We start from the raw sequence: 22,921 nt of genomic DNA on the forward strand, positions 1-22,921 counted from the left end.
GAGAAATTACGAAAGCATGGTCGCTATGGCATGTGGGTATCTATGGTTACCTATGTGAAATGTCAACAGACCCTAGTTACACTGAGAGACGATCAAATTTATTGATGAGAAAGTATAAATAAAGGGGATATCATGAAAAACACGAAAGATGACTGTACCCAAGATGGCTATCCTTGTTCTTCATTGAATCAATCGCGACGCGCTTTCTTTAAGACGACTGGCGCCGCAATCCTGGCAGCGCCGGCAATATTGACTTCACGTAAAAGCTTAGCGCAAGTAATTGTCCCGCCATTGCCGCCCAGCCCGCCAACCACACCGTGGCAGCAAGAATTGCCTGTGGTGGGCGAACCGCTGCAGCAAACAGATCTGTTTGCAGGTCCTTTACCGCCGCCGCAAGGGGATGCCTATACCGATGTTGGCGAGGTTGGGCGTGCCAAACATCAGCGCTGGGACGAATTCTTCGCTGCACCGGTTCTTCAGCCCGACGAGGCAGATCTTTATGAGCTAAAGGTTGAAGCGATTACCGATCACGTATTCCATCCGGATTACCCGCCTCAGCTGGTGTGGAACTATGTCGGTCGCACGGAAAGTGGTGCTCCCCATCGTAATCCTACGATTTTTGCACGCTACGGGCGTCCAGTCATCATCCGTTTGCATAACGAGTTGCCAGAGGACCATGGTAGTAACAGCACAGCGTTGACCGGCTTCGGCTCACCTGAAATCAGCATGCATCTGCACAATCTGCACGTTGGTTCTGAGAGCGACGGCTTCCCGGGTGACTTTTTCAGCAGGACAAAAAAAGGTCCAACGCTTGATGCGCCAGGCATATATAAGGATCATTTTTATCCCAACATCTATGCCGGACTCGAGGAATTTGGCGGTATTGGAGATAGCCGCGAGGCGCTTGGCACATTGTGGTATCACGATCATACGCTGGATTTCACTGCGCCTAATGCGATTCGCGGAATAGCCGCCTTTTACCTGTTGTTCGATGAGCTCGATTCGGGCGACGAACATGATGCCAATCCGAATGCCTTGCGGCTGCCAAGCCATCCCTATGACTATCCGTTGGTATTCAAGGACTTGCGTTTTAACGCGAATGGCATCCATATATACGACCAGTTTGATCCCGAAGGTACATTGGGTGACAAGATTACGGTCAATGGCATGATCGAACCGGTGCTGAGAGTAGCCCGCCGCAAGTATCGCCTGCGCCTGCTCGATTCGGGACCAAGCCGGTTCTACCAGTTTCATCTGGTTAATGCTGCAAATAGAGTGCAGCGCTTCACTTATATCGCTAATGACGGCAATCTCCTGCCCAGACCATTACTCAATCAAACTAGGATCAGACTGGCCGTGGCCGAACGCGCCGACATTGTAGTGGACTTCTCCCAATATGCATTGGGAACGGAACTTTATCTCGTCAACCGGCTAGAGCAGGATAATACACGTGGGCCCGATGGCGCTCAGGCACCCGGCAAGCGCTTGCTTAAGTTCATTGTCGATTATGAGCCTGCTGAGGAAGATGTCAGCCAGGTGCCGAGTTTTTTGCGCCCAATACGCAGACCAACTGAGGCGGAAATCGCAGCAGCACGAGTCAGAAACTGGGTATTTGCGCGCAAAAACGGTATGTGGTCAATCAATGACCGCTTCATGGATGCCAATACTGCACGCGCCACTATCACTAAAGGCAGCGCGGAAATCTGGAACTTAAACAATCCATCCGGTGGCTGGAGCCATCCTATCCATATCCATTTGGAAGAAGGAATTATCCTCAATAAATTTGTGGACGGCATCGAAGTGCCCATACCGGTGCACGAGAGAGGACGCAAGGATGTCTTCGTATTGGGGCCGAATACACGCATGAGAGTATTTATACGCTTTCGGGATTACGTTGGAAAATATGTGATGCACTGCCACAATACAGTCCACGAAGACCACGATATGATGGTGCGTTTCGACATTGAGGAATGAAAGGAGGTACAAAGAGAAAATAATGATGAATATGCATTGAGAAATACTGACGGGCATGGGTGTAGCCAAGGGTGCCCTAGATTTTGCTCCAGCTGTCTTTTACTTCTCATTATTTTAATTGGCTATTGCGCTGAGGGGGGAAGTTGTGCAGAAGTCTTGGTCATGGGGCGATCATTTGTGATAAAACGCTGAAGAATCTGGTATAGCTGTTCAGGATCAAAAGGTTTCGCTAAGAAGGCATCCATGCCCACGTGGATAAATTTTTGCTGATCTTGTTCCATCACATTGGCTGTCAGAGCGATAATAGGAATATCGGTCAGACGCAGATCATGGCGAATTTGTTGGGTTGCTTCCAAACCGTCCATGACGGGCATTTGTATATCCATAAAAATTAGGTCGAATGGGCGTTCGGGCGCTTTGAGGCGATCCAGGCATTCAACACCGTTTTGCGCAAGACTCACTGTAATTCCCCAATTGCTTAACAACTCAACTATCAGCATTCGGTTGAATTCGTTGTCTTCGGCAACAAGAATATGTGCACCGGCGAATTGCTTTTGTGCATCTTTCAACGTCTGATCTTGATCGATTTTATCCACTTCTTTTCTCCTGAAAAGTGCAACCACTGCATCAACCAGAGTTAGTGAGGTAAAAGGCCTGATTAAGATACTGATCATCCCAGTATCCTTGATGTCTTTCGCAAACATGGAGTCCATATGGTTAGTAATCCATATAATTTTGGGCTGGCGGTGAGCGGGCAGAATCACTCCGATGTCATGCATAATCTCGAGACAACCGGGATTAGGGGTGTGCGCGGTCAGCAACAGCAAATCAAATGGCATGAGATCCGCATCCGTGAGCTTTTGGATGGCTTGTGCGCCGCTTTCCACAGCAGCAGCATTCCACCCCAGAGACTGCACAATCTCTGCGAGAACCTGGCGTGTAATCGCATTATCGTCAATGATCATGATCTTCAGTGACTGCAGATCATGAGGAATCATTACCCAGGGCTGCTCGCCGTGATCTGCCGGGCGCAGCTTAACGGTACAGTGGAACTTGCTGCCTTTTCCATACGTACTTTCCACTAAAATAGTGCCATGCATTTGTTGCGCCAGTCGGTAGGAAATGGATAGCCCTAAACCGGTACCGCCGAAGCGGCGTGTAATGGAAGAATCCGCTTGTGAGAACGCTTGAAAAAGATTTCCCATTTGCTCAGTGGTCATGCCTATACCACTGTCGGCCACGCTGAAGGCAAGCGTAGTGGTTCCAGATTGGTCAATGCTTTCAACCGCGATACGAACGATGACTTCGCCGTGATCCGTAAATTTAATCGCATTGTTGGTCAAATTAATGAATATCTGCCCCAGCCTTAGCGGGTCGCCCATAAAGTGCCGGGGAACATCCGGTTCCACGTAAAAAAGCACATCAATGGATTTGTCTTTTGCCGCTATCGACGCAAGTACCGCCAGATTCTCCAGAATGCTGTTCAAATCAAAAGGGATACTTTCCAATTCAAGTTTGTTCGCTTCAATTTTAGAGTAATCCAGAATGTCATTGATAACGCCTAACAAAATATTCGAGGCGCCTTCGATATTACTTAAATACATGCTCTGACGTGCATCAAGAGAAGTTTTTCCCAATAAATAAGCCATACCCAATATGGCATTCATGGGGGTGCGGATTTCATGCGACATCATGGCGAGAAACCGGGTTTTGGCGATGCTGGCAGCTTCAGCCTGTTGTCGTGCTTCTATGAACATTGCTTCGCGTTCCTTGCGATCAGTAATGTCTTGATGCGTTCCAAACATCATTAAAGCCCGACCATCTTCGGTCCAGCTTGATACCTTGCCACGACCCAGCCCCCAAACCCAATGTCCTGCTTTGTGGCGTAGGCGAGCTTCGCATTCGTAATAGGGAATTTTTCCGGCAAAGTGATCTCTGAGGAGTGCTTCGGATCGCGGCAAATCTTCCGGATGAGCAAACCTGAGCCATGTTTCCGCTGTGGTAGGAAAAAGCTCAGCACGCGTGTAACCGATAATCTCCGCCCAGCGCTCATTGATTGTAATTTCACCGGTTTGCACATTCCATTCCCAGGTACCGGTATGGGTGCCTTCAATAATATTGGATAAGCGCAAACGTTGAAATTCAATCTCCTGATCACGCAGTTTCCGATTGGTAATATCGCGTGACGACGCATAGATATATTTCCTGCCTGAAACTTCGATTCCGCTTGCATTAATTTCGACATCAAAAATGCTGCCATCCTTGCGTCGATGGCGTGTTTCGAGAATATGCGATGATTTTATAATTTCTCGCAACATATTCATGAGTTTTTCTTTGGGGATCTGCACATCCCAGTCCAGCACATTTAATCGCGCGGTTTCTTCGTAGCTATAGCCGAGCATTTGTGCGAATGAGCGGCTAAAATGCACGATATTTCCACCTTCATCCAGAATGTGCACGCCATCGCTGGCCAGATTCAGCAAAGCTTCAAATTTCAGCGATACATCTTTTAATTCCGAAATATCGGTTGCATAGCCATTCCATATGGTACTTCCATCATGCTGCTTGGCTGGTTTGGATTGCGCATGTATCCACCGGGTTTCATTTTGTCCGGTAACAATGCGGAACTCAAAATACCAATCATTTAATGTATCTGCAGATTCCCGAATCGACGAGCACAAAATCTCAGAGTCTTCGGGATGAATCATAGACAATATCGGAGCAGCATCTGTGACAACCTTCTCGGGTGCTATGCCCAGGATCTGGGTCATACCTTTGCTGGCAAAAGGAATGCAGCTGCGTCCATCAGGAAAACGCTGAAACTGGTAGATGAAGCCGGGAATATTATTCGATAAATCTTCGAGAAATTTATGATTCTCAATCAGCTGAGTTTCCAGATTTTTGCGGACGATGATATCAAATAATGTGACCAGATGATTTTTAGTAAATGCCGGAGATTCCAGTGGGGAAGCGGTTGCAATGACGTTGCGCTGAGAGCCGTCCTTGCACCGGATGACAAGATCAAGCGGCTCAAAATCGGTTTTTTCTCTGGTAGCCTTTTTCAGATTTCTGGCCCATGCTGTTGTCACCCATTGGCGATATTCACTGTCCGGATAGGCCTTGGGCCACCAATCAGCCAATGCTGGAATATCTGTCACCGTATAGCCAAATAATTGCGTAAATGCTTTGTTCAGATACGTGATATTTTGATGTTCATCATTAACGGCCGTGGGAACAGGGGATGAATCAATAATCGCATAAAACTTCGCTTCATTTTTTCGCAGCTCGGCTTCGATCCGATTGCGTTCGGCAAACAGCACACTGACAAACTGTGCCGTGAGCGTAATACCCAGAATAAAAATGTTCATGTCAAAGATATTCGGATCGCCATTCAGCACAAAGGGACCCCATCCGTGCAATGTCTCATACAAAGACAAAAAGGTAATTCCGCTACAAATCAGAGACACGATGGCCAATCCGCTTTTTATCGCGATCCATGTCAAGAGTAATGCATAAATCACCATCGCCAGGGCAATGCTGCTAAAACCCAAATTGCCGAAAATCAGCCAAGTGGCTGGTAATATCAGGATAATCGGCACCATTGCACTTTGTATCGATTGCATAATGCGGTGGCGGCGGTTAGGTAAAGAAAATAGAATCAGTAACAGCGGTGTTACCAAAATTTGTCCCATGCAGTTGCCAAGCCACCAATAGATCCAAGCCTGGAGATAATTCGACGATTCCTGAATGACATTGAAAAATAACAGTGTCAAGGTTCCGAAAGTCGCGCTGAGGGGTTGCAGAATGAGAAAAATCATCACGAACAGATGACTTAAATCGCGCACCTTGTTCAAGGCAGGATCAAGCTTCCAGCGCTTAAACAAGGTTGCTCCAAGCGTTACCTCAATACTGTTGACGACAGAAATGGTCAGCGACGGCAGAAATTCAAGCCCTACGCTCAAAGCAAGCGCCAACTGCCCCAAGAAAATGCCCGGCCAAACCCTCGGACCCAGCAAAATAATAGCGGCCAGTGCGATACCCTCAGCCACGAAGAAAACCGGAGTAATAATGTAGTAAGAAGCTGTGGTTAGGAGACTGATGTAACCGAAGGTAAAATACAAAGCGGCCAGTATCAGCAACTGAAATAAATAATGCCAATGTGCGTCTGGCCGATCGTTACTTATCATGTGATGGCTGAATATTTTTGATTGGGCAAGCTGTTGCAGCAAGCTTGAGTCCAATAACGTGACAATCGCCAAGCGGATTATCAGTGCCACTAATAAAAGCTCAGGATATCTCACTTAGCTTTGCCAAACAACAGGTTCTCGATCAACTATGTGGTAGCATCCGCCAACAGCCCGTTACGATGAGCATCGATTCCCGCATCGGTGCGCAAATAGCACATCATGGAACCAATGGTTCGTGCTTGCTATCTGATTAACAGGCCGTTGAGTTGGCAATCTGATCTTTTCAAGATAACAATTTTTCTATGAATTTCCTCTTCGCACTGAAAATGCACCCGGATGAACTATGTTTTATCTAATACTGATGATCTTGATTATTGTGCTGATTCTGGGACCGTCTTACTGGGTCAAGCACACGCTTGAGAAATACAGTCATCCCGAAGACCGTTATCCGGGCACCGGCGGTGAGCTGGCGCGTATTTTATTGGATTGGGCGAACTTGCAGACTGTCAGGGTGGAGGTGACGGAGCACGGCGATCATTATGATCCGATAGAAAAAGCGGTACGTCTGACAGCGGATAAATTTAACGGTAAGTCGCTGACGGCAATCACGGTGGCAGCGCATGAAGTAGGGCATGCCATACAGGACCGGGATGGTTATTTGCCATTAAAATTACGCACACGGCTGGTAGCAATCGCTGCGCCGGCGGAGAAATTGGGTGCGGCTATTTTGATGATCGCACCCGTCATTACGGTCATTACCAAAGCACCCAGTGCGGGCGCGTTATTTTTGCTCGGTGGTTTGTTGACACTGGGAGCGGCAACCGTTGTGCATTTGGTTACACTCCCGATGGAATTGCATGCCAGTTTTGCGCGCGCTTTGCCCATGCTGGAGCAAGGTAAATATCTGATTCAGGGCGATGAACCGCATGCCCGCAAAATTCTGCGTGCAGCCGCTTGGACCTACGTTTCCGCCTCACTGATGACATTACTTAATATTGGCCGATGGTGGGCAATTCTGCGGCGTTAACTGTTTTGAGCGGTTAAAATTCCAGTATTTATGATACTCGCGGTCTTGACCCTGTAATATAAGCAACTTACCATGTGTTATTTAATGGTTACAGTCTATTTACTCACAAGTAAAATGATCAGCAATTTTTTAAGCTAAAGGATGAATATGATGGTTTTAGTTAGGCAACACAAGGCAAAAGACGTACGTGGATTCACACTACTTGAATTGCTCGTTGTCATGGTGATCATTGGTTTACTGGCGGCTTACGTTGGGCCAAAATACTTTTCGCAAGTCGGTAAATCAGAAATCAAAATGGCGCAAGCGCAGATCGATTCGCTGGAAAAAGCACTACACCAATATCGCTTGGATGTGGGAGGTTACCCAGCGACCGAGCAGGGATTAGCCGCACTGGTAACACGCCCCAATAATGAAGCAAGATGGCAAGGGCCTTATCTTGCAAAAATGCCGCCATCCGATCCGTGGGGACGTCCTTATGTCTATAAGTATCCTGGCGAACGCTCAGAATTTGACTTACTCTCATATGGCAAAGATGGGCAACCAGGTGGTGAGGGTGAAGCCGCCGATATTACGAACTGGTAGATGCGGGCAATGCGTTATGCAGTGAAAGCGGTCTTGTCCGGACAAGGAACCGTGCACCTTGAACTGGAAGCGAACAGTGAAGCAGAAGCGCGTCTTCAGGTCATTGAACAAGGCGGCATGGTTTTAAGTGTGCGGCGCAGCTTTTCAGGCTTCTCACTGAAATCGAACACGCGTTTTCCATTAGTCCACTTCAGCCAGGAATTGCTTTCCTTACAAACCGCTGGGCTCAGTCTGGTAGAAAGTATCGAAACTTTGCTGGAAAAAGAGCAGGATGCCAGTAATCGTAAAATTATCCAAAATATTCTTGCGCGGCTGTATGAAGGCGTCACCTTCTCGCAAGCTCTGGAAGAGTACCCGCAGGCATTTCCACCCTTATATATTGCAACCATTCGCGCCAGTGAACGCACCGGCGATCTCCCGGAAGCTCTGACACGATTTATCAGCTACCAAACACAGATGGATTTTGTACGCAAGAAACTGGTCGGTGCATCCATTTATCCCGTGCTGTTACTGGTCGTCGGCTTTCTGGTTTCTATCTTCCTGATGGTATTTGTGGTTCCCAAATTCAGCGCGATTTATGACGATATGGGCAGCGATTTACCGTGGATGTCATTATTGCTGATCAAATGGGGGCATTTCGTTGAAGAACGGGGCTGGGAATTAGCCATGATGACGGGAGCTCTGCTTACGGTAACTGTTTATGCTGTGACACGGCCGGCTTTTCGAGCCAGTATCCTGAAATTGTTATGGCGTATTCCGGCGATTGGCGAACATATGCGTGTTTATCAGTTAGCGCGTTTCTATAAAACACTCGGCATGCTGCTGCGCGGCGGCATTCCCATTACACAGGCGTTGGAAATGGTGAGCGGACTACTCCAGGCCCATTTTCGTCCCAAAGTGGAAGCAGCTGCCAAGCATATCCGTGAAGGCAGGACCATTTCCAGTGCCATGGAACTGGAAGGATTAACCACTGCAGTGGGGAATCGCATGCTGCGCGTTGGTGAGAGAACAGGTTTGATGGGCGATATGATGGAACGGATCGGCAATTTTCATGATGAGGAAATTGCACGCTGGGTCGAGTGGACAACCAAGCTGATCGAACCATTATTGATGGCGGTCATCGGTATCGTCATTGGTGGTATCATTATTCTTATGTATATGCCAATATTTGAATTGGCTGGAAGTATCAATTGATCGAAACTGCCATTCCATCCGAAAGCAAACCACCGATTGACATCAATCATCTGGCCGATGCGCGGCGAAAAGCCATCAGCCAGGGTGTTTCCGTCATCCAAGTGCTGGAAGATACCAGCGGCTATGCCCCCGATGAGTTGACGCAACAGCTAGGGCAGTTGCTCCATATGCCGGTACTGGAGATGAAAGCAATCCATACGCTCAGCCCGGCATTTGATCGGCTGCCTTTTGCAGAAGCCATCATGCATGAATGCGCGCTATTTCGTCGCGAGCAGGCCTATTTACTTGCTGTCAGCAATCCATTTTCAAGTAAATTGCGTGCGTGGGCGGAAGAACGTTTTGATATGGCTGTTGAATGGCATCTGGTACATCCGGCTGACTTGACTGCTTTCTTCAGTCAGCAAGAAAAAACCATGCGTGCGATGGATCAGGTATTGCCTTCTGCCGAGCTGGATAAAATACAGAGCGGTATTGAAGATTTATCGTTAAAGAGCATCAATGCAGGCACCAGCCAGGTGGTACGGCTGGTACATTCCACGCTGTATGATGCACATAAATCCCAGGCCAGTGATATTCACCTGGAAATGACCACGAGTGCGCTGTCAATAAAATACCGCATCGACGGCGTGTTATCCTCCATGGGTGTCATACAAGGTGCGGATCTGGCCGAGCAAGTCATATCCCGCATCAAAGTCATGTCGGAATTGGATATTGCTGAGCGCCGCGTACCCCAAGATGGCCGATTCAAAATCTCCATCCAGGGCAGGGAAATTGATTTTCGTGTCTCTATCATGCCGAGTATTTTCGGCGAAGATGCTGTGCTGCGTATTCTTGACCGGCAGGCACTGTCCGATCAAATCGAAGGATTGACATTAAATCAACTGGGTTTTAATGCGGCGGCCATCGCAAGTATCCGCCGCTTGAGCTCGGAACCCTACGGCATGTTGCTGGTTACCGGCCCCACTGGTAGTGGCAAAACAACCTCGTTGTATGCCGCAATATCTGAAGTGAATAAAGGCAGTGATAAGATTATTACCATTGAAGATCCGATTGAATATCAGTTACCCGGTGTTTTGCAAATTCCGGTGAATGAAAAAAAGGGATTGACCTTTGCGCGGGGGCTGCGTTCAATTCTGCGGCATGATCCTGATAAAATTATGGTGGGCGAGATTCGGGATTCCGAAACTGCGCAAATTGCCATACAAGCTGCACTGACGGGACATCTGGTATTTACTACAGTGCACGCTAATAACGTATTTGACGTGATTGGACGATTCTCACACATGGGTGTTGATCCCTACAGTTTTGTGTCCGCCCTGAATGGAATTGCTGCACAGAGATTAGTGCGTTTATTATGTGCGCATTGCGCAGTTGACGAGCGTCCGGATGATACAGTGATTGCAGAATCAGGAATTCCTGCGGATGAAGCGGATCAATACAAGTTCCGTAATGGCAGAGGTTGTGGCCAATGCCGCGGCAGTGGGTATAAAGGTAGAAATGCAATTGCTGAGATTCTGATTCTGAATGATGAAATCCGCGAACTCATTGTGGCGCAGGAGCCCATACGCCGCATCAAAGAAGCGGCACGGAATAATGGCACGCGCTTCCTGCGTGAAGCCGCTTTAGATATGGTCAAACAAGGATTAACCAGCTTAGAGGAGGCCAATCGTGTCACGATTGTGGCGTGATCAGATTCAGGTTTTCCTGGCACCCGAACGGATCGATTTAGTCCGTCTCGCGCGCGGCTTTAAACCCGTGCAAGCCGCTAAGATAACTGCATTGTGCCAGCGCATTCAAGGCGTACCTGCGTGGCAAGCCGCAGTACAGAACTTAGAAAAAAATCTGACGGATGTGGCCGGTACAGAACTGACTATCACACTGTCCAATCATTTTGTGCGCTATGTGACACTGCCACCTCAAGCAGAAATAGCCACGCCGGAAGAAGTGAAATCCTATGCCACTTTTCGACTGCGCGAGATATATGCCGAGCGTATTGACTCGTGGAACCTGAGTGTCAGTGAATGGAATCCAGTAAATGGTGCTATTTGTGCGGCAATCCCCCGCGATTTGATGACACAATTGGAAGCAATGGCAGCACGACATCAATGTAAACTCAAAGAGGTCGAACCTTATCTGGCATCGGTTTATGATCACTGGCGCAAGCTGTTGAGCGGCAACACGCTATTTTTTGCTGTCATAGAAACCGGGCGTATTTGTATTGCCATACTATCCAACGGAATCTGGTACAGCATTCGCAATCAGCGGATTTTACATGGCGTTGCCGATGAACTTCTCGCCGCATTGGATCAGGAAGCCATTTTTTTTGGCAATAAAGAAGCTATCGAATTAGTATACGTGTTTGCGCCGGAGCACCCGGCACTCACGTTACCCAAAAACTGCGGATGGAACATTGTGCCAATACCAACGGACCAGATACCGGTGTTGCCGCACTACCCATCAGTGGTCGCTGATAATGCCGGGATGGATCAATGTCCCGCTTAAGATTAAAATTTCCTTATCACGAGCAATCAATCCCGCAGGTTGATTTTGCAATACTGCTCATTGGATTACTGATTCTTGCCGGGGTGCTGTTACAATTTCGCTCCATTACTGAAGAAGTTAATTATTGGAACAATCGCGTTGAGCGTTTAGAGAAACAGCAGCAGCAAAAAGCTGCACCACGCACGCGGTCAACAGCACGGATCAGAGAATTTAGTCAGGAAATCCGCAAAGAAATTGCACTAGCGAATGGCATATTGGATCAAATCAATTTGCCTTGGGAAACGTTATTTGATTCAATCGAATCTGCTGCGACAGAACAAATCGCATTATTATCACTGCAACCGAATGTATCGAGTCGTACATTGCGCATCAGTGGTGAAGCCAAAAATATGTCCGAGTTGCTTGATTTTGTAGAAGCATTGGAACGTGAAGTAGTGTTTGAAAATGTGCATTTGTTAAACTACAAAATAAAACAGGATAACCCGCACCGGCCAATCGTTTTTCTTTTGACAGCCGCATGGATTGGAACCGTTTGAAAACTGAAACACTATATACACAATTGAATCGACTTGTGCCGCAACTGCGCTGGCACATCGGTCGCCTGGGGGTTATCGGTAAAATCGGCATCGGTTTGCTGGTGGCTACCAGTGTCTATTTTTTCTCGGCAGTATTGCCGCAAGAATCCGTTTTGCAGAAACTGAAAGAGCGTGCTGAAACATTACAAATACAAGCGCTATCAAAACAAGCACCGGGTGATAATACGGAAAGTGGAAAGAAAATGAGTGGCGATCAGGCGCTGCAAGCATTTTATGATTTTTTTCCGCGCATTGACTCATCACCCTTCTGGATCCGGGAATTAGTGCGCATCGCCAAAAAGCAAAATGTGGAACTCAGCAGCAGTGAGTATCGCTTGGTCAATGAAAGTGATGCGCGCTTGGCGCGGTATGAAATGATCCTGCCGGTAAGAGGCAGCTATGCGCAAGTACGCGCCTTTATGGCCGATGCGCTTGAAGCAGTTCCGGCGATGGCAATTTCGGCGATTGCCATTAAACGTGAAAATGTGACCTCTGAGAAACTCGAAGTACGCCTTGAAATTAATCTTTATCTGAATAAATAAACCTGATGGATTCAGCTGAGAAAAAACGAAAATTATTATTGGGAGGCGCCTTAATCGCAACGCTGATTGCTGTTGTGCTGGTTGGCGGGGAAGACGAAGAAACCATCATCAATACGGTGGAACCGGTACAATCCGCCAAGTCATCCGTCGATAAAACAAAAGCCCAAGAAAACAATTCAGAATATTTGGATATCAGCAAACTGGGACAAAGAAAATTTAATCCGTCAGCGGGGGAATTGTTTGCATCGACCACATGGACGCCCAAGCAGCCTCCGGTCAGTTTGGAAGAGCAAGCGGCTAAAGCCGCGCAAATAGCAAAATCGTCCCCACCGCCGGCGCCGACAGCACCGCCATTACCATTCAAATATGCCGGGAAAGCGATTTCAGACAATGAAACATGGGTTTTTCTTGCGCAATCCGGAGAGAATTTTATTGCTAAGATCGGCGGAAAAATCAATGATAAATACCGGCTGGATTCAATTAATGACGATGCGATTACCATGACTTACTTGCCACTGAATATCAAACAGACGCTTACGATCAATAATAAAATTGCAGGAAATTTTAGATGAGAAGCTGGAGAATTATTGCCCTGAGCATTCTGCTCGTAATTATTACCGGGTGTGCAATCAATAATAGATCATTCGGTACTCGCAATGTTGCATTTGATGAAGGACAGAAATTGATCACCGCAGGTCAATTGGAAAGTGGGCTTGCAAGACTCGAGCAAGCGGCGCGCGAAGAACCTGAGAACAAAGAGATTCAAGCTGTATTGATACGGTTACGCGATGAAGTAATCGGCAAGCTACTCGTTGAAGCCGATAATTTGCGTTTTTCCGGTAACTTAGATCAGGCGGAAAGAAGTTACCAGCGAGTATTAAGTGTCTATCCATTTAATTATAGAGCAAAAGAAGGTCTTGAAGCAGTGCAGTCAGAGCGTCGTCATATTGCTGCCGTGAGTTCTGCCAAAGCACTGCTGGAAAAAAATGATTTAGCCAGTGCAGAAACTGTTGTTAGAGCTGTTTTGCAGGAAAATCCTGAACAATCACATGCGCGGCAATTGATTGCGGAAATTAATTCTCGCCTTACTCGCCCTGAAGTTACAAATCTGGCCCTAGAGTCTGCTTTTAAAAAAGCTGTGACGATGGAATTTAAAGATACCGATTTGAAATCGGTGTTTGAACTTATGTCACGGACCGCGGGAATTAATTTTGTTTTTGATAAAGATATCCGGCAAGACACTAAAGTCTCTATTTTTGTGCGTAATAATACTATTGAAGACATTCTCAAGCTAATTCTTACTACCAACCAAATGGCGTATAAGGTGCTCAATAGTAACTCATTACTGATCTACCCCAATACACCGGCGAAACAGAAAGATTATCAAGAACTGATCGCACGCAGCTTTCAAGTCGCGCATACCGATGTCAAGCAAATGGTGGCCATGGTCAGGGGCATCGTCAAGGCAAAAGATATTTACGTTAATGAACAACTCAATCTGTTTATTATGCGCGATACACTCGAAGCCATTCGCCTAACAGAACGGCTTGTATCATTGAATGACTTGGCCGAGCCAGAAGTCTTGTTAGACGTGGTGGTACTTGAAATCGCACGTGATAATACTTTCTTACTGGGTCCAAATTTTCCTCAGAAAGTTACGTTCAGTGGATTAACGGGTGTGGGCGCGGCGGCGCCTACTACGGGATCGGTTATACTGAATCAAATTGGTGCTAATGCTCTTGGGCTTAAGAGTTTTTCCATCGCTAATCAAGCAGTGATTGATTTTAAACATAGTCTCACAAATGCGGATCTACTTGCAAACCCGAGAATCCGAGTAAGTAATAAGGAAAAAGCCAAGATTCACATTGGTCAAAAGGAGCCTTTTTTCACCGCCAATGTCCAGCCGGGCATTAATTCTATCGTCACGTCAACGCCGACTTTTATCGACGTTGGGATCAAGCTGGATGTTGAGCCACGTATTGGTTTAAATGATGATGTCACCATGAAAGTGACCCTGGAAGTCAGTAGTATCAGTGGTTTTGTGGATGGGCCGTCTTCTGCTGGATCGACCCCTCCGAAGGCACCCAGAATTGTAAGTCGTAGCGCGGAAACTATTTTGTCTTTGAAAGACGGTGAAACACAGGTACTGGCGGGATTGGTTCAAAATAATGAGACTAAAACTATTGGTGGTCTTGCGGGATTGTTAAATATTCCGGGGCTTGATAGATTAACTTCATCTCAAGATATAAAGCGTACGAAAACGGAGGTTGTGCTATTAATTACACCACGTATTATCCGCAATATTCCAAAGCCAACCAATCTGGAAAAGGAATATCATTTCGGCACCGCCAGCGAAGCGGGTAAGTTACCCGTTGTCATTCAAAAAACCGCAGCGCAATCATTAGCCATCGCGCCAGCCGGTTCAGGTCAAAGTGCGGCAAAGATTGTACCGAATGCCTTCGCGCCATCGGATGATCAACAGGCTGTTCCCAATCCTTTTGCAAATGCTGCAGCGTCGGAACCTACACTCACTATGCAAGTACCCACTAATGTGGGGTTGGATAAGGAGTTTTCGGTTAATGTCAGGCTGGTTGGCGCAAAAGCTACTGTGAATGCCGATGCGCAACTCAATTATGAGTCCAGTGTGTTGGAACTCCTGGACGGCGGCGCTAAGTCAGGCACGCGTACGCTCAAGTTAGGTAAAGACCAGCTTTCCGGCTTAGCGACGCAGCTACGCTTTAAAGTGATCGCGTCCAATCCGGGAACAACAGAGATCAGCATCCAGAGCGCAACCGCGGAAGATATCGAAAATGGCGATTCTGTCAATGTGACACTACCGGCAACGGCAACGATCAATATTAAATGATGCACCCACCCGGAATTCTTGTTAGATATAAGGGTTTCACGCTGATTGAATTGATGATCGTGGTGGCAATCATGGGCATTCTGGCGACGGCTGCGCTGCCTTTTCGTGAATTGATGGTGCAACGTGAGAAAGAGCAGGAGTTGCGCACGGCTTTGCGACAAATACGCGCAGCAATCGACGCTTATAAGCAAGCTGTCGACGATGGGCGCATTACCAAAAAGGCCGATGAATCCGGTTATCCGCCGCGCCTGGAGGAGTTGTTCATGGGTGTCCAGGATGTCAAAAGTCCGCAAAAAAAAATTATTTATTTTCTGCGCCGTTTACCCCGAGACCCGATGTTCGTTGAATTGGATGTTGCCGGTACGGCAGTGACGCCGAATGTCGATACCTGGGGCAAGCGCAGCTACGAAAGTCCATGGGATAGTCCCAAAGAAGGTGATGATGTGTTCGATGTTCACTCGCGCTCAGAAGCCATCGGCCTTAACGGTATTCCCTACCGCGAATGGTGACCAGTATGCTTCATCGTCCGATGCATAAAGGTTTTACACTGATTGAACTGTTGGTGGTGATGGCAATTATCGCGACGCTATTGAGTATCGTCGCGCCCCGCTATTTCAGCTCGCTCGATAAAGCCAAAGAAGCTGTGCTGCGGCAGGACCTCGGCATCATGCGTAATGCAATCGATCAGTTTTATTCTGATTTTGGCAAGTATCCACTTGATCTGGAAGAATTAGTCGACAAGCGATATTTGCGCAGCATCCCGGTTGATCCATTCACAGAAAGCAAAGAAACCTGGATTGCAGTGCCACCCAAGAACTTAACAGAAGCAGGTGTCTACGATGTTCACAGCGGCTATTCAGGCCGGGCTGCGGATGGTTCGTTTTATGAAGAATGGTAACTTCTGTTCGACTGTCCATTTCCTTGGAAAAATAGCATGCCGCGCTTAGAAAATGGCTTTGTTTACTTATGGGCATTATTTTCAGTGGTATTGGCTGGAATCGTGATGGCAGGGACGGGACAGATGTGGCAAACAAAATCCCAGCGAGAAAAAGAAGCAGAGCTGATGTTTATCGGCGAAGAATTCCGCAAGGCCATTATGTCTTATCATAATAGCGGTACCAAACAATACCCGGAATCATTGGAAGATTTACTGAAGGATGAGCGGTCACCCAATATCAAGCGCCATTTACGAAAAATCTATGTGGATCCGATCACCAACACGACCGAATGGGGACTTGTCGCAGAACCACCACCCAATACCAGTCCGGCAGCAGGCAATAAAGGCTCGGCGCAGAATCAAAGCTCAACGCAGGGTCAAAGTTCAGCTCAGAAGCAAGGCACTACACCCAATCAGAATTTAGCGCCGAATCAGAGCTCAGCTGCCAATACCGGTTCAACACCCGCAGCAAGTACTGGTGCTAACGCAGCAGCTGCTAATAGTTCAGTGCCTGCGAGTAGTAGCTCAGGAATCAGCTCCGGTGTCGGTAAAAGAATCATCGGTGTATATAGCCTTTCTGAGAAAAAGCCCATCAAAAAAGATCAATTTCCGGAGCACTTTGCGAAATTCTCTGAGGCTTTAACCTATCAGGATTGGCAATTCGTTTATAAGCCGGATTCAAAAACGCCTGGGGCTGCAGGAGCGACTCCCGCAAAACCAGGCGCATCATCAACGCCTTCTGCTACTCCTGCGTCACCATTACGCCTGGGGCTGCAGGAGCGACTCCCGCAAAACCAGGCGCATCATCAACGCCTTCTGCTACTCCTGCGTCACCATTTTCTCCTCAATCTTCGTCTGGGGCATCGGGAGCTGCTGCCAAGAATTCGCCATTTTCACCGCAATCTGCGCCAACAGGTGGTTCTAAATCACCTGCTGCCGGCTTCCCGGCAGACGATTGACCTGCTTACGTTGGGGAAACATAGTGCGATGTTGAACTGAATGGTTATTTCTGACTGATTTTGCTGTCAAGATATTCGATTTTTACTTTCCCGACGCCATGCAGCCCGATTTTCCTTGCAGCACCGTGTGATAAATCAATGAGCCTGCCTTTTTTGAAAGGTCCGCGGTCATTGACAATGACATCGACATAACGGCCATTAGTCAAGTTAGTCACTCTAACGCTGGAAGGTAACGGTAGCGTTTTATGAGCGGCGGTCAACCCATGCGAAACAAAGCGCGTACCCATTGCCGTGCGATTGCCCGATTCTGAGCCATACCAGGATGCGGTGCCGACTTCACGATATCCAGCCGCTGATTTTAATGGATAATAAGTAACGCCATGAACTTTATAAGGCTTATTATAGGCGGCGTTAGGATTGGGCGAACGACGATCGTTTCCAGTTGAGCGAGACGGTGAGTCGGAAAATATGGCACACCCGCTGAGTAACGCGGCCATCAGTAACATGATTCCAAGCGCTTTGGTATGGATCAGTTGTGGCATAGGAGAATTTTTAAATACACAAATTCCGTATATAAAACAAGAATGATTATAATCATATTCGATGGCAAATAGCTATGCAAAAGCGTTCTGCCGGAGTTTGCAAAAATAGTGAATTGGTATCATTCGATCATATGAGCACCATGTATCAGTACTCGGGATCGTTTTTAACCGAGGGTACTCAGAGAATTGGTTTCCAAGCACTAAAAAACATAACGTATATTAATACCGCCACCCCAATCAGGGCTTCGTTCTGAGAAGCCTTTCAAGCCATAAATATTGAGTCTGAAATTATCACTGACTCTCTGTGAAAGATATAGCGTAAGATCCCTGCTGTCTTGGAGTCTTATTGGCGACTGCCCCATATTGTAACTGGTACCCAGTGTGACACTTGGAGATAAGCGATAACCAACACTTGCGGCACCGTACATCACATTATGAAAAGTAATTCCGGATGGGTTGCCAAGTATTCTATAACCGAATGTCGCACTCAGCGTAAACTGCGATATCGTTTTAAATAAATCCCCCTGAATTGCATAATCAACTTGACCAGTCCCTAAATTCTGCTGGGCATTCGCTGTCGGTATTTTTAAGCGGGTTGTGATATCGAACGCAATGCCGCTAGGTGCGTGATCGATTAGATTGTAGCTAAACGCAGTGATGATATCGCCCAGACCGGATTGGGTTGATCTTGTGAGAGCTCCCCCGTCACCCAAAGGAATACCGCCCACAAGGCCCAGCGTACTTATTTTATTCTGCCTTGACTGGTTTACATCCCCGGAGTCATCACCGTTGCCGTTACTGCCATTACCGCTATTACTTCCAGTGTCATCACTATCACTACCACTATCACTACCACTACCACTATCACTACCACTACCACTACCACTACCACTGCCGCTGTTACTGTTACCTCCATTGTCATCACTCGAGCCATCACCGCTATTGCCGGAACCTGAACTGCCTCCCGATCCTGAATTGTTTCCTGGCCCCGAGTTGCCTCCTGAACCCGAATTGTTACCTGAGCCTGAATTACCACCGGAACCTGAATTGCCCCCACTGCGCGCCGGCGCTCTTCCTGCGCAATTATTATTGGCTTCATCGCATACAATCACACCGCCACCACCGATAAAACCACCGCCTCCTCCTATGATTCCACTACCATCAAGGCCTCCAATCCCAGGTCCAAGCACATTACCAGGTCCTGTAATATTGAGATAAGGAACAATAACTCTGAAAGATGCCCGATCCTTGTCATAGCGCGCTGTAAAAGGGACATACCAGATGTCGGTCGATTTAGTCCCACCGTAATTACCCGTAGTAAAATCGGTTGCAGTACTGAAACTAAATCCATTCGCCAACACGGCAGGGGAGCTGCAAACAAACGATAAGAGCAGGATGATACTGACCTGCTTAAATGATGATAATTGATGCATGAGAACTTGCTTGTTATTTCAACTAATTTGACCAACTACAACTTAAGTGTATTCAATAACCTATCACAACGGCCTGCTAATGTTGAATTGATATAACAAGCTCTATGCTTTTGATTTGCACAGAATATTTTATCTACACTTTGTTCGCATAGGGTAAGACTAACAATCTGAAAAGTAAATTAGTATTTTATTTATTTTGATCTAGGTATTTGCTTAGAAATGGATTGACTGTAATCAATTCTATATTCTGACAATCCATTGAGAACTACGTGAGAATCATCATATTTGCTATTGCAATGTAATGATTCTGAAGGCATGGTATATCACCAAGATTCACTCTGACGGAGTGAATTACGTTATTACAACTTTCTTTTCTTGTATTAGTGACTGCGCGCGCTCCATTTATCTGTCAATATGCCTATCATGATGACCGCCATGGTCGCGCACCCGTTCTGGTATATCGATGTCTCGTAGATTATTTCTGTGACTATCAATATCCCGTGAATTTTCCCTATGATCACCAGGCCTGTCCCGCAAATTAGATTCTCCTGGTTTTTCAGGTTTATCTATGGGTTTATGATCTGAGGGATTTTCACGTTTTTCATATGATTTTTCGGTATGCTCGCGCCCAGACGAGCCTGCATGGTCCGATTTCTTTTCACTATTATCTCTAACCGGAGGTGAGTTTTCTGAACGAGTACTCCCTCCAGAAGCATGATTCTTGCCTGGGTTCACATCGATTTCTTTTTTTATGCTATCTTTGCTGTTGCTTTCACTATGGCCGTCGTTATGGTTTTTACCGCCATCATTCCCTTTGGTGGGTTCATTTTCTGAATTATTCTTTTTGTCTTTACCGCCGCCATCAGTTTGATTTCTCTCGTATCTTTCCAGCAGTTGAACTGGTGATTCATGCTTTAATTCAATATGTTCTGCAATAATTCGCTGATCTGCACCCAATCGGCCGCTGATTTGAATGCGTTGATCCTGTCTGAGATCACCTCTTGCGTGGCCCGCTGCCATCTGCACATTGGAGTCAAGCGTGATAGCCCGGCTACTCAAATTGACTTCCTTGTCATTGAGTGCATGAACATATCCTTCGATCACCATATGTTCCACATTGCCAATGCTTTGGCGTGTAGGTTCAGCTTGGATATGCAGTGCCTGCAGATGAGCGCCATCCCAGTGACCTGTCACCCGCACTTCCATACCTTGTGCAAGATCAGTCGGTAATGATTGAACGCCATGCTCGATGCGAGCGCCATTAACCTCAAAACCGCCAGCATCCACCTGAGTCACATGCCCCACTATTTTGGCTTCTGCAAGTGGTTGAATTGATTCAATACGGGATGCTACGATGGTGCCGCCGGCCAGTCTGTGACCGCTAACTTGCACCCAATCGCCAGCTCTCAAGCTTGAAAAATGATCCTGATCTCTCGATTGCCCAATTTGTATCGTTTGACCTAATACATGCACTTCTCGAGTTTCAGAGTTAAGGCTACTGATAGGCCCAACGGCAGCATGGACGACCGCAATGTTACGTGCTGTGAACTCATGGCCTGTGCCGATTGTACGCACAGCAACTACCTGACCTAACGCCAGATCGCGAACCGTGGATGGTCGCCCATCGACAGAGATTGGCGTATTGTCGTCATAGTGAATTTCTACACCGTTGACACAAATACTCGCAAATCCGGTAATGGTGCCAACAATGCCCGTGCCGCCGATACCGGAATCGCTTGCGACACTTCCGGTTCCGCCTATTCCACTTTCCTGATTCCCGGTTCCTCCTACTCCGCCATCGTAAATGCCTGTGCCACCGATGCCGGAATCGGATACAGTTACGCCGGTTTTGCTGCCATAAATACCTGTACCACCAATGCCAGATTGCCCAAGAACCGCAGGATTAATTGCTGAAGCATTTGACTCGCAATTATTTTTTGCTAATGCATTCACCGAACATATAAGCAACAAGGCAACAATGCGCGATAGATAAGCGCTAATATGATATGCCGCTGTCAATGAAATTTTTGTCATCCAGGAGTTCTAACGTATTTTTTATTCACCAATTGTTATGCACATTATTTTTCTTCTCTGCCGATATCTCTGGCTCAACAGATTCACTAAAGTAATAAATACCAAATGTCATACGGTGCCGCGGACCACTATTCAGCGCATCATTCTTTTCCAGTTCTATGGCCTCTTTGTTAATGGCGAGTAGAGATTCCATCCCAAAAGACTCAGATTTTTCAGCGAGTATCCTGACTGAGTCTGCGCTTAATCCGTCATAATAAACGCTACGTTCCAGAAATGGTTGATTTTCTTGTAACAAATTACTGGTAGCTGCTGCTGCATGATCGTGCAGATTATGGCCAAAATAATAAACTTTTTCGTCAAAGCCATGTACAGGGATAAAAGCGGCTGTATTGAGACAGACACGCCTTTTATCGTCAAAGTGAGCTACGCCGAGCCTTAGCCATTCATCAAGTACGACTCGCGAACGAATGTCACAGCTCACGCTGGCAACCAATCCTTCAAAAGAAATATCCCCCCCCTCTTTAATAAATCTGGGCAAAGGCTTGGGTTGATTATTTTCATCCAAATAACGCGTATTACTTGTCCACAGACTTACGAGTCGCGCGCCCATTGAAACTGTTTGCGGGATAATCTCGGTATTGGAATGATCGCAATGACGTAATCGCTTGATGTCTTTGCGATGAATACCCGTAAGTAGACTTAAGTGACTGTCAGTAGAGGGTTTTCCTCCTATCCTGAATTCTTTTTCCGCCACCTCTACAAAGATATCCTTCAGTAATTCGGATAAGTAATTATAAGTAATCCCTTTTGCTAGCATCAATTTGATAAATGGTCGCAATACCCGGCGCAATGCAGAAACAAGTGCTGGTGAAAATATTGAAATAGAGGGAAGAACGCAGTGCATATTAAGAATATGGATATCAGGTTATTAAAATAAAATTGGAAATTAATAGCAACAATAATACCACGACGCAGCAAACACAATGTGGGAAATTATTACACATTTAGTTGACATGGAAATATTTCCCACGTAGTATATTTTTATATCAAAAGAATTAGACACGCACATCACAGCGATGTCTTGCTGAAGCAACTTGATTGCGATTAAGAAAAACCCCGTGACGCCAGAATAGCGGCGCAACTGGGTTAATGCAGAAAGTGCAGAAAGAAGTCGGAAATCAAGCTAATTAATCCATGGAGGGAATTAAATGCTAGCCACAAACTTTATTAAAAAAATGATGAATCTGACTGTTTATTCGTCAGCGGTTTTAACTCTTTTATCGGCAGGCACTGCCTCTGCTGGTGATAACGAGATCGAATTTCAACTGACCGATAATCCAGGACGTTGGTTTGATACCGGAACGGCAGTCGCAGGTAACCGCTCGATTGCAATTGCCTCGCCAGGTGTACGCGTCAAGTTTTCCGGCAATTCCAATACAGTGCATACAAGGACCAGTTTGATCTATCCAACAGGCGCTGCCAACATGCCATTTAATACGGAACCCAGAAAAGGCGGCGATGATGTGACGCTGACAACGCCCGGTCTATATGTTTTCACCTGCAGTAT

19 protein-coding genes and 1 pseudogene are annotated in these 22,921 nt (G+C 46.7%); 15 read left to right on the top strand and 5 right to left on the bottom strand.

Features of this window, described 5'->3' with window-relative positions; genetic code table 11:
• Nucleotides 1-132: 132 nt before the first annotated feature.
• On the top strand, nt 133-1,974 hold the full coding sequence (locus Q0K92_RS11015) for a multicopper oxidase domain-containing protein (RefSeq protein ID WP_297325853.1): 1,842 nt from the start codon (nt 133-135) through the stop codon (nt 1,972-1,974).
• Nucleotides 1,975-2,096: 122 nt separating this feature from the next.
• On the opposite strand, the gene Q0K92_RS11020 is transcribed toward Q0K92_RS11015, so the two are convergent.
• Entirely contained in the window at nt 2,097-6,251 is a 4,155-nt protein-coding gene (locus Q0K92_RS11020) for a PAS domain S-box protein (RefSeq protein ID WP_297325854.1), read from the bottom strand.
• On the opposite strand from Q0K92_RS11020, the gene Q0K92_RS11025 reads away from it, so the two are divergent.
• The 13 genes from Q0K92_RS11025 to Q0K92_RS11085 all read left to right on the top strand — a co-directional run bounded on the left by Q0K92_RS11025 (nt 6,245) and on the right by Q0K92_RS11085 (nt 17,385).
• Nucleotides 6,245-6,415, top strand: a complete 171-nt coding sequence (locus Q0K92_RS11025) for a hypothetical protein (RefSeq protein WP_297325855.1) — start codon at nt 6,245-6,247, stop codon at nt 6,413-6,415. The two genes, Q0K92_RS11020 and Q0K92_RS11025, sit on opposite strands and share 7 nt — an antisense overlap.
• Nucleotides 6,416-6,504: 89 nt before the next feature.
• Nucleotides 6,505-7,188 (top strand): zinc metallopeptidase, encoded by a 684-nt coding sequence (locus tag Q0K92_RS11030; protein ID WP_297325856.1) that lies wholly within the window; start codon nt 6,505-6,507, stop codon nt 7,186-7,188.
• A gap of 147 nt (nt 7,189-7,335) precedes the next feature.
• Nucleotides 7,336-7,770, top strand: a complete 435-nt coding sequence (gene gspG / locus Q0K92_RS11035; RefSeq protein ID WP_297325869.1) for a type II secretion system major pseudopilin GspG — start codon at nt 7,336-7,338, stop codon at nt 7,768-7,770.
• A gap of 9 nt (nt 7,771-7,779) precedes the next feature.
• Complete coding sequence (locus tag Q0K92_RS11040) at nt 7,780-8,964, top strand: type II secretion system F family protein (RefSeq protein WP_297325870.1); 1,185 nt, start codon at nt 7,780-7,782, stop codon at nt 8,962-8,964.
• Nucleotides 8,964-10,652 carry a GspE/PulE family protein gene (locus Q0K92_RS11045; RefSeq protein ID WP_297325871.1) on the top strand — a complete coding sequence of 563 codons (1,689 nt, stop codon included), beginning with the start codon at nt 8,964-8,966 and terminating at the stop codon, nt 10,650-10,652. The genes Q0K92_RS11040 and Q0K92_RS11045 overlap by 1 nt, the downstream gene beginning before the upstream one ends.
• The gene (locus Q0K92_RS11050) at nt 10,633-11,466 is read left to right on the top strand and encodes a hypothetical protein (RefSeq protein ID WP_297325857.1); all 834 of its coding nucleotides are present in this window, start codon (nt 10,633-10,635) and stop codon (nt 11,464-11,466) included. The genes Q0K92_RS11045 and Q0K92_RS11050 overlap by 20 nt, the downstream gene beginning before the upstream one ends.
• Nucleotides 11,454-12,002 carry a PilN domain-containing protein gene (locus Q0K92_RS11055; RefSeq protein ID WP_297325858.1) on the top strand — a complete coding sequence of 183 codons (549 nt, stop codon included), beginning with the start codon at nt 11,454-11,456 and terminating at the stop codon, nt 12,000-12,002. The genes Q0K92_RS11050 and Q0K92_RS11055 overlap by 13 nt, the downstream gene beginning before the upstream one ends.
• Complete coding sequence (locus Q0K92_RS11060) at nt 11,999-12,583, top strand: hypothetical protein (RefSeq protein ID WP_366084340.1); 585 nt, start codon at nt 11,999-12,001, stop codon at nt 12,581-12,583. The genes Q0K92_RS11055 and Q0K92_RS11060 overlap by 4 nt, the downstream gene beginning before the upstream one ends.
• A gap of 5 nt (nt 12,584-12,588) precedes the next feature.
• Nucleotides 12,589-13,155 (top strand): hypothetical protein, encoded by a 567-nt coding sequence (locus Q0K92_RS11065; protein ID WP_297325860.1) that lies wholly within the window; start codon nt 12,589-12,591, stop codon nt 13,153-13,155.
• A complete protein-coding gene (locus Q0K92_RS11070; RefSeq protein WP_297325861.1) occupies nt 13,152-15,449 on the top strand; it encodes a secretin and TonB N-terminal domain-containing protein in 2,298 nt (765 codons plus the stop codon). Before Q0K92_RS11065 ends, Q0K92_RS11070 begins: the two co-directional genes overlap by 4 nt.
• A complete protein-coding gene (locus tag Q0K92_RS11075; RefSeq protein ID WP_297325862.1) occupies nt 15,446-15,958 on the top strand; it encodes a type II secretion system protein in 513 nt (170 codons plus the stop codon). The genes Q0K92_RS11070 and Q0K92_RS11075 overlap by 4 nt, the downstream gene beginning before the upstream one ends.
• Nucleotides 15,959-15,963: 5 nt before the next feature.
• Entirely contained in the window at nt 15,964-16,347 is a 384-nt protein-coding gene (locus Q0K92_RS11080; protein WP_297325863.1) for a prepilin-type N-terminal cleavage/methylation domain-containing protein, read from the top strand.
• A gap of 36 nt (nt 16,348-16,383) precedes the next feature.
• Nucleotides 16,384-17,385 carry a type II secretion system protein gene (locus tag Q0K92_RS11085; RefSeq protein WP_297325864.1) on the top strand — a complete coding sequence of 334 codons (1,002 nt, stop codon included), beginning with the start codon at nt 16,384-16,386 and terminating at the stop codon, nt 17,383-17,385.
• 4 nt (nt 17,386-17,389) lie between these two features.
• Here the strand turns inward: Q0K92_RS11085 and Q0K92_RS11090 are convergent, their stop codons facing one another.
• From Q0K92_RS11090 to Q0K92_RS11105, 4 genes are all read right to left on the bottom strand, one after another.
• Nucleotides 17,390-17,887, bottom strand: a complete 498-nt coding sequence (locus Q0K92_RS11090) for a septal ring lytic transglycosylase RlpA family protein (RefSeq protein WP_297325865.1) — start codon at nt 17,885-17,887, stop codon at nt 17,390-17,392.
• A 200-nt stretch (nt 17,888-18,087) separates the two neighbouring features.
• Nucleotides 18,088-19,320, bottom strand: coding sequence for a hypothetical protein (locus Q0K92_RS11095; protein ID WP_297325866.1), 1,233 nt, complete (start codon nt 19,318-19,320; stop codon nt 18,088-18,090).
• Nucleotides 19,321-19,722: 402 nt separating this feature from the next.
• Complete coding sequence (locus Q0K92_RS11100) at nt 19,723-21,354, bottom strand: DUF5666 domain-containing protein (protein WP_297325867.1); 1,632 nt, start codon at nt 21,352-21,354, stop codon at nt 19,723-19,725.
• A gap of 25 nt (nt 21,355-21,379) precedes the next feature.
• Nucleotides 21,380-22,258, bottom strand: a complete 879-nt coding sequence (locus Q0K92_RS11105; protein ID WP_297325868.1) for a DUF6502 family protein — start codon at nt 22,256-22,258, stop codon at nt 21,380-21,382.
• 304 nt (nt 22,259-22,562) lie between these two features.
• On the opposite strand from Q0K92_RS11105, the pseudogene Q0K92_RS11110 reads away from it, so the two are divergent.
• Nucleotides 22,563-22,921: pseudogene (locus tag Q0K92_RS11110) on the top strand (copper oxidase); the annotation flags it as partial.

This window comes from Nitrosomonas sp. (assembly GCF_024282095.1).
In the GTDB taxonomy this organism is placed as follows: domain Bacteria; phylum Pseudomonadota; class Gammaproteobacteria; order Burkholderiales; family Nitrosomonadaceae; genus Nitrosomonas.

What these genes read in the sequence shown, in the direction of transcription:
- Q0K92_RS11015 (WP_297325853.1), top strand. Translation starts at nt 133, where the DNA reads ATGAAAAACACGAAAGATGACTGTACCCAAGATGGCTATCCTTGTTCT.
- Q0K92_RS11030 (WP_297325856.1), top strand. Translation starts at nt 6,505, where the DNA reads ATGTTTTATCTAATACTGATGATCTTGATTATTGTGCTGATTCTGGGA.
- gspG (WP_297325869.1), top strand. Translation starts at nt 7,336, where the DNA reads ATGATGGTTTTAGTTAGGCAACACAAGGCAAAAGACGTACGTGGATTC.
- Q0K92_RS11040 (WP_297325870.1), top strand. Translation starts at nt 7,780, where the DNA reads ATGCGTTATGCAGTGAAAGCGGTCTTGTCCGGACAAGGAACCGTGCAC.
- Q0K92_RS11055 (WP_297325858.1), top strand. Translation starts at nt 11,454, where the DNA reads ATGTCCCGCTTAAGATTAAAATTTCCTTATCACGAGCAATCAATCCCG.
- Q0K92_RS11065 (WP_297325860.1), top strand. Translation starts at nt 12,589, where the DNA reads ATGGATTCAGCTGAGAAAAAACGAAAATTATTATTGGGAGGCGCCTTA.
- Q0K92_RS11070 (WP_297325861.1), top strand. Translation starts at nt 13,152, where the DNA reads ATGAGAAGCTGGAGAATTATTGCCCTGAGCATTCTGCTCGTAATTATT.
- Q0K92_RS11075 (WP_297325862.1), top strand. Translation starts at nt 15,446, where the DNA reads ATGATGCACCCACCCGGAATTCTTGTTAGATATAAGGGTTTCACGCTG.
- Q0K92_RS11080 (WP_297325863.1), top strand. Translation starts at nt 15,964, where the DNA reads ATGCTTCATCGTCCGATGCATAAAGGTTTTACACTGATTGAACTGTTG.
- Q0K92_RS11085 (WP_297325864.1), top strand. Translation starts at nt 16,384, where the DNA reads ATGCCGCGCTTAGAAAATGGCTTTGTTTACTTATGGGCATTATTTTCA.
- Q0K92_RS11090 (WP_297325865.1), bottom strand. Translation starts at nt 17,887, where the DNA reads ATGCCACAACTGATCCATACCAAAGCGCTTGGAATCATGTTACTGATG.
- Q0K92_RS11095 (WP_297325866.1), bottom strand. Translation starts at nt 19,320, where the DNA reads ATGCATCAATTATCATCATTTAAGCAGGTCAGTATCATCCTGCTCTTA.
- Q0K92_RS11100 (WP_297325867.1), bottom strand. Translation starts at nt 21,354, where the DNA reads ATGACAAAAATTTCATTGACAGCGGCATATCATATTAGCGCTTATCTA.
- Q0K92_RS11105 (WP_297325868.1), bottom strand. Translation starts at nt 22,258, where the DNA reads ATGCACTGCGTTCTTCCCTCTATTTCAATATTTTCACCAGCACTTGTT.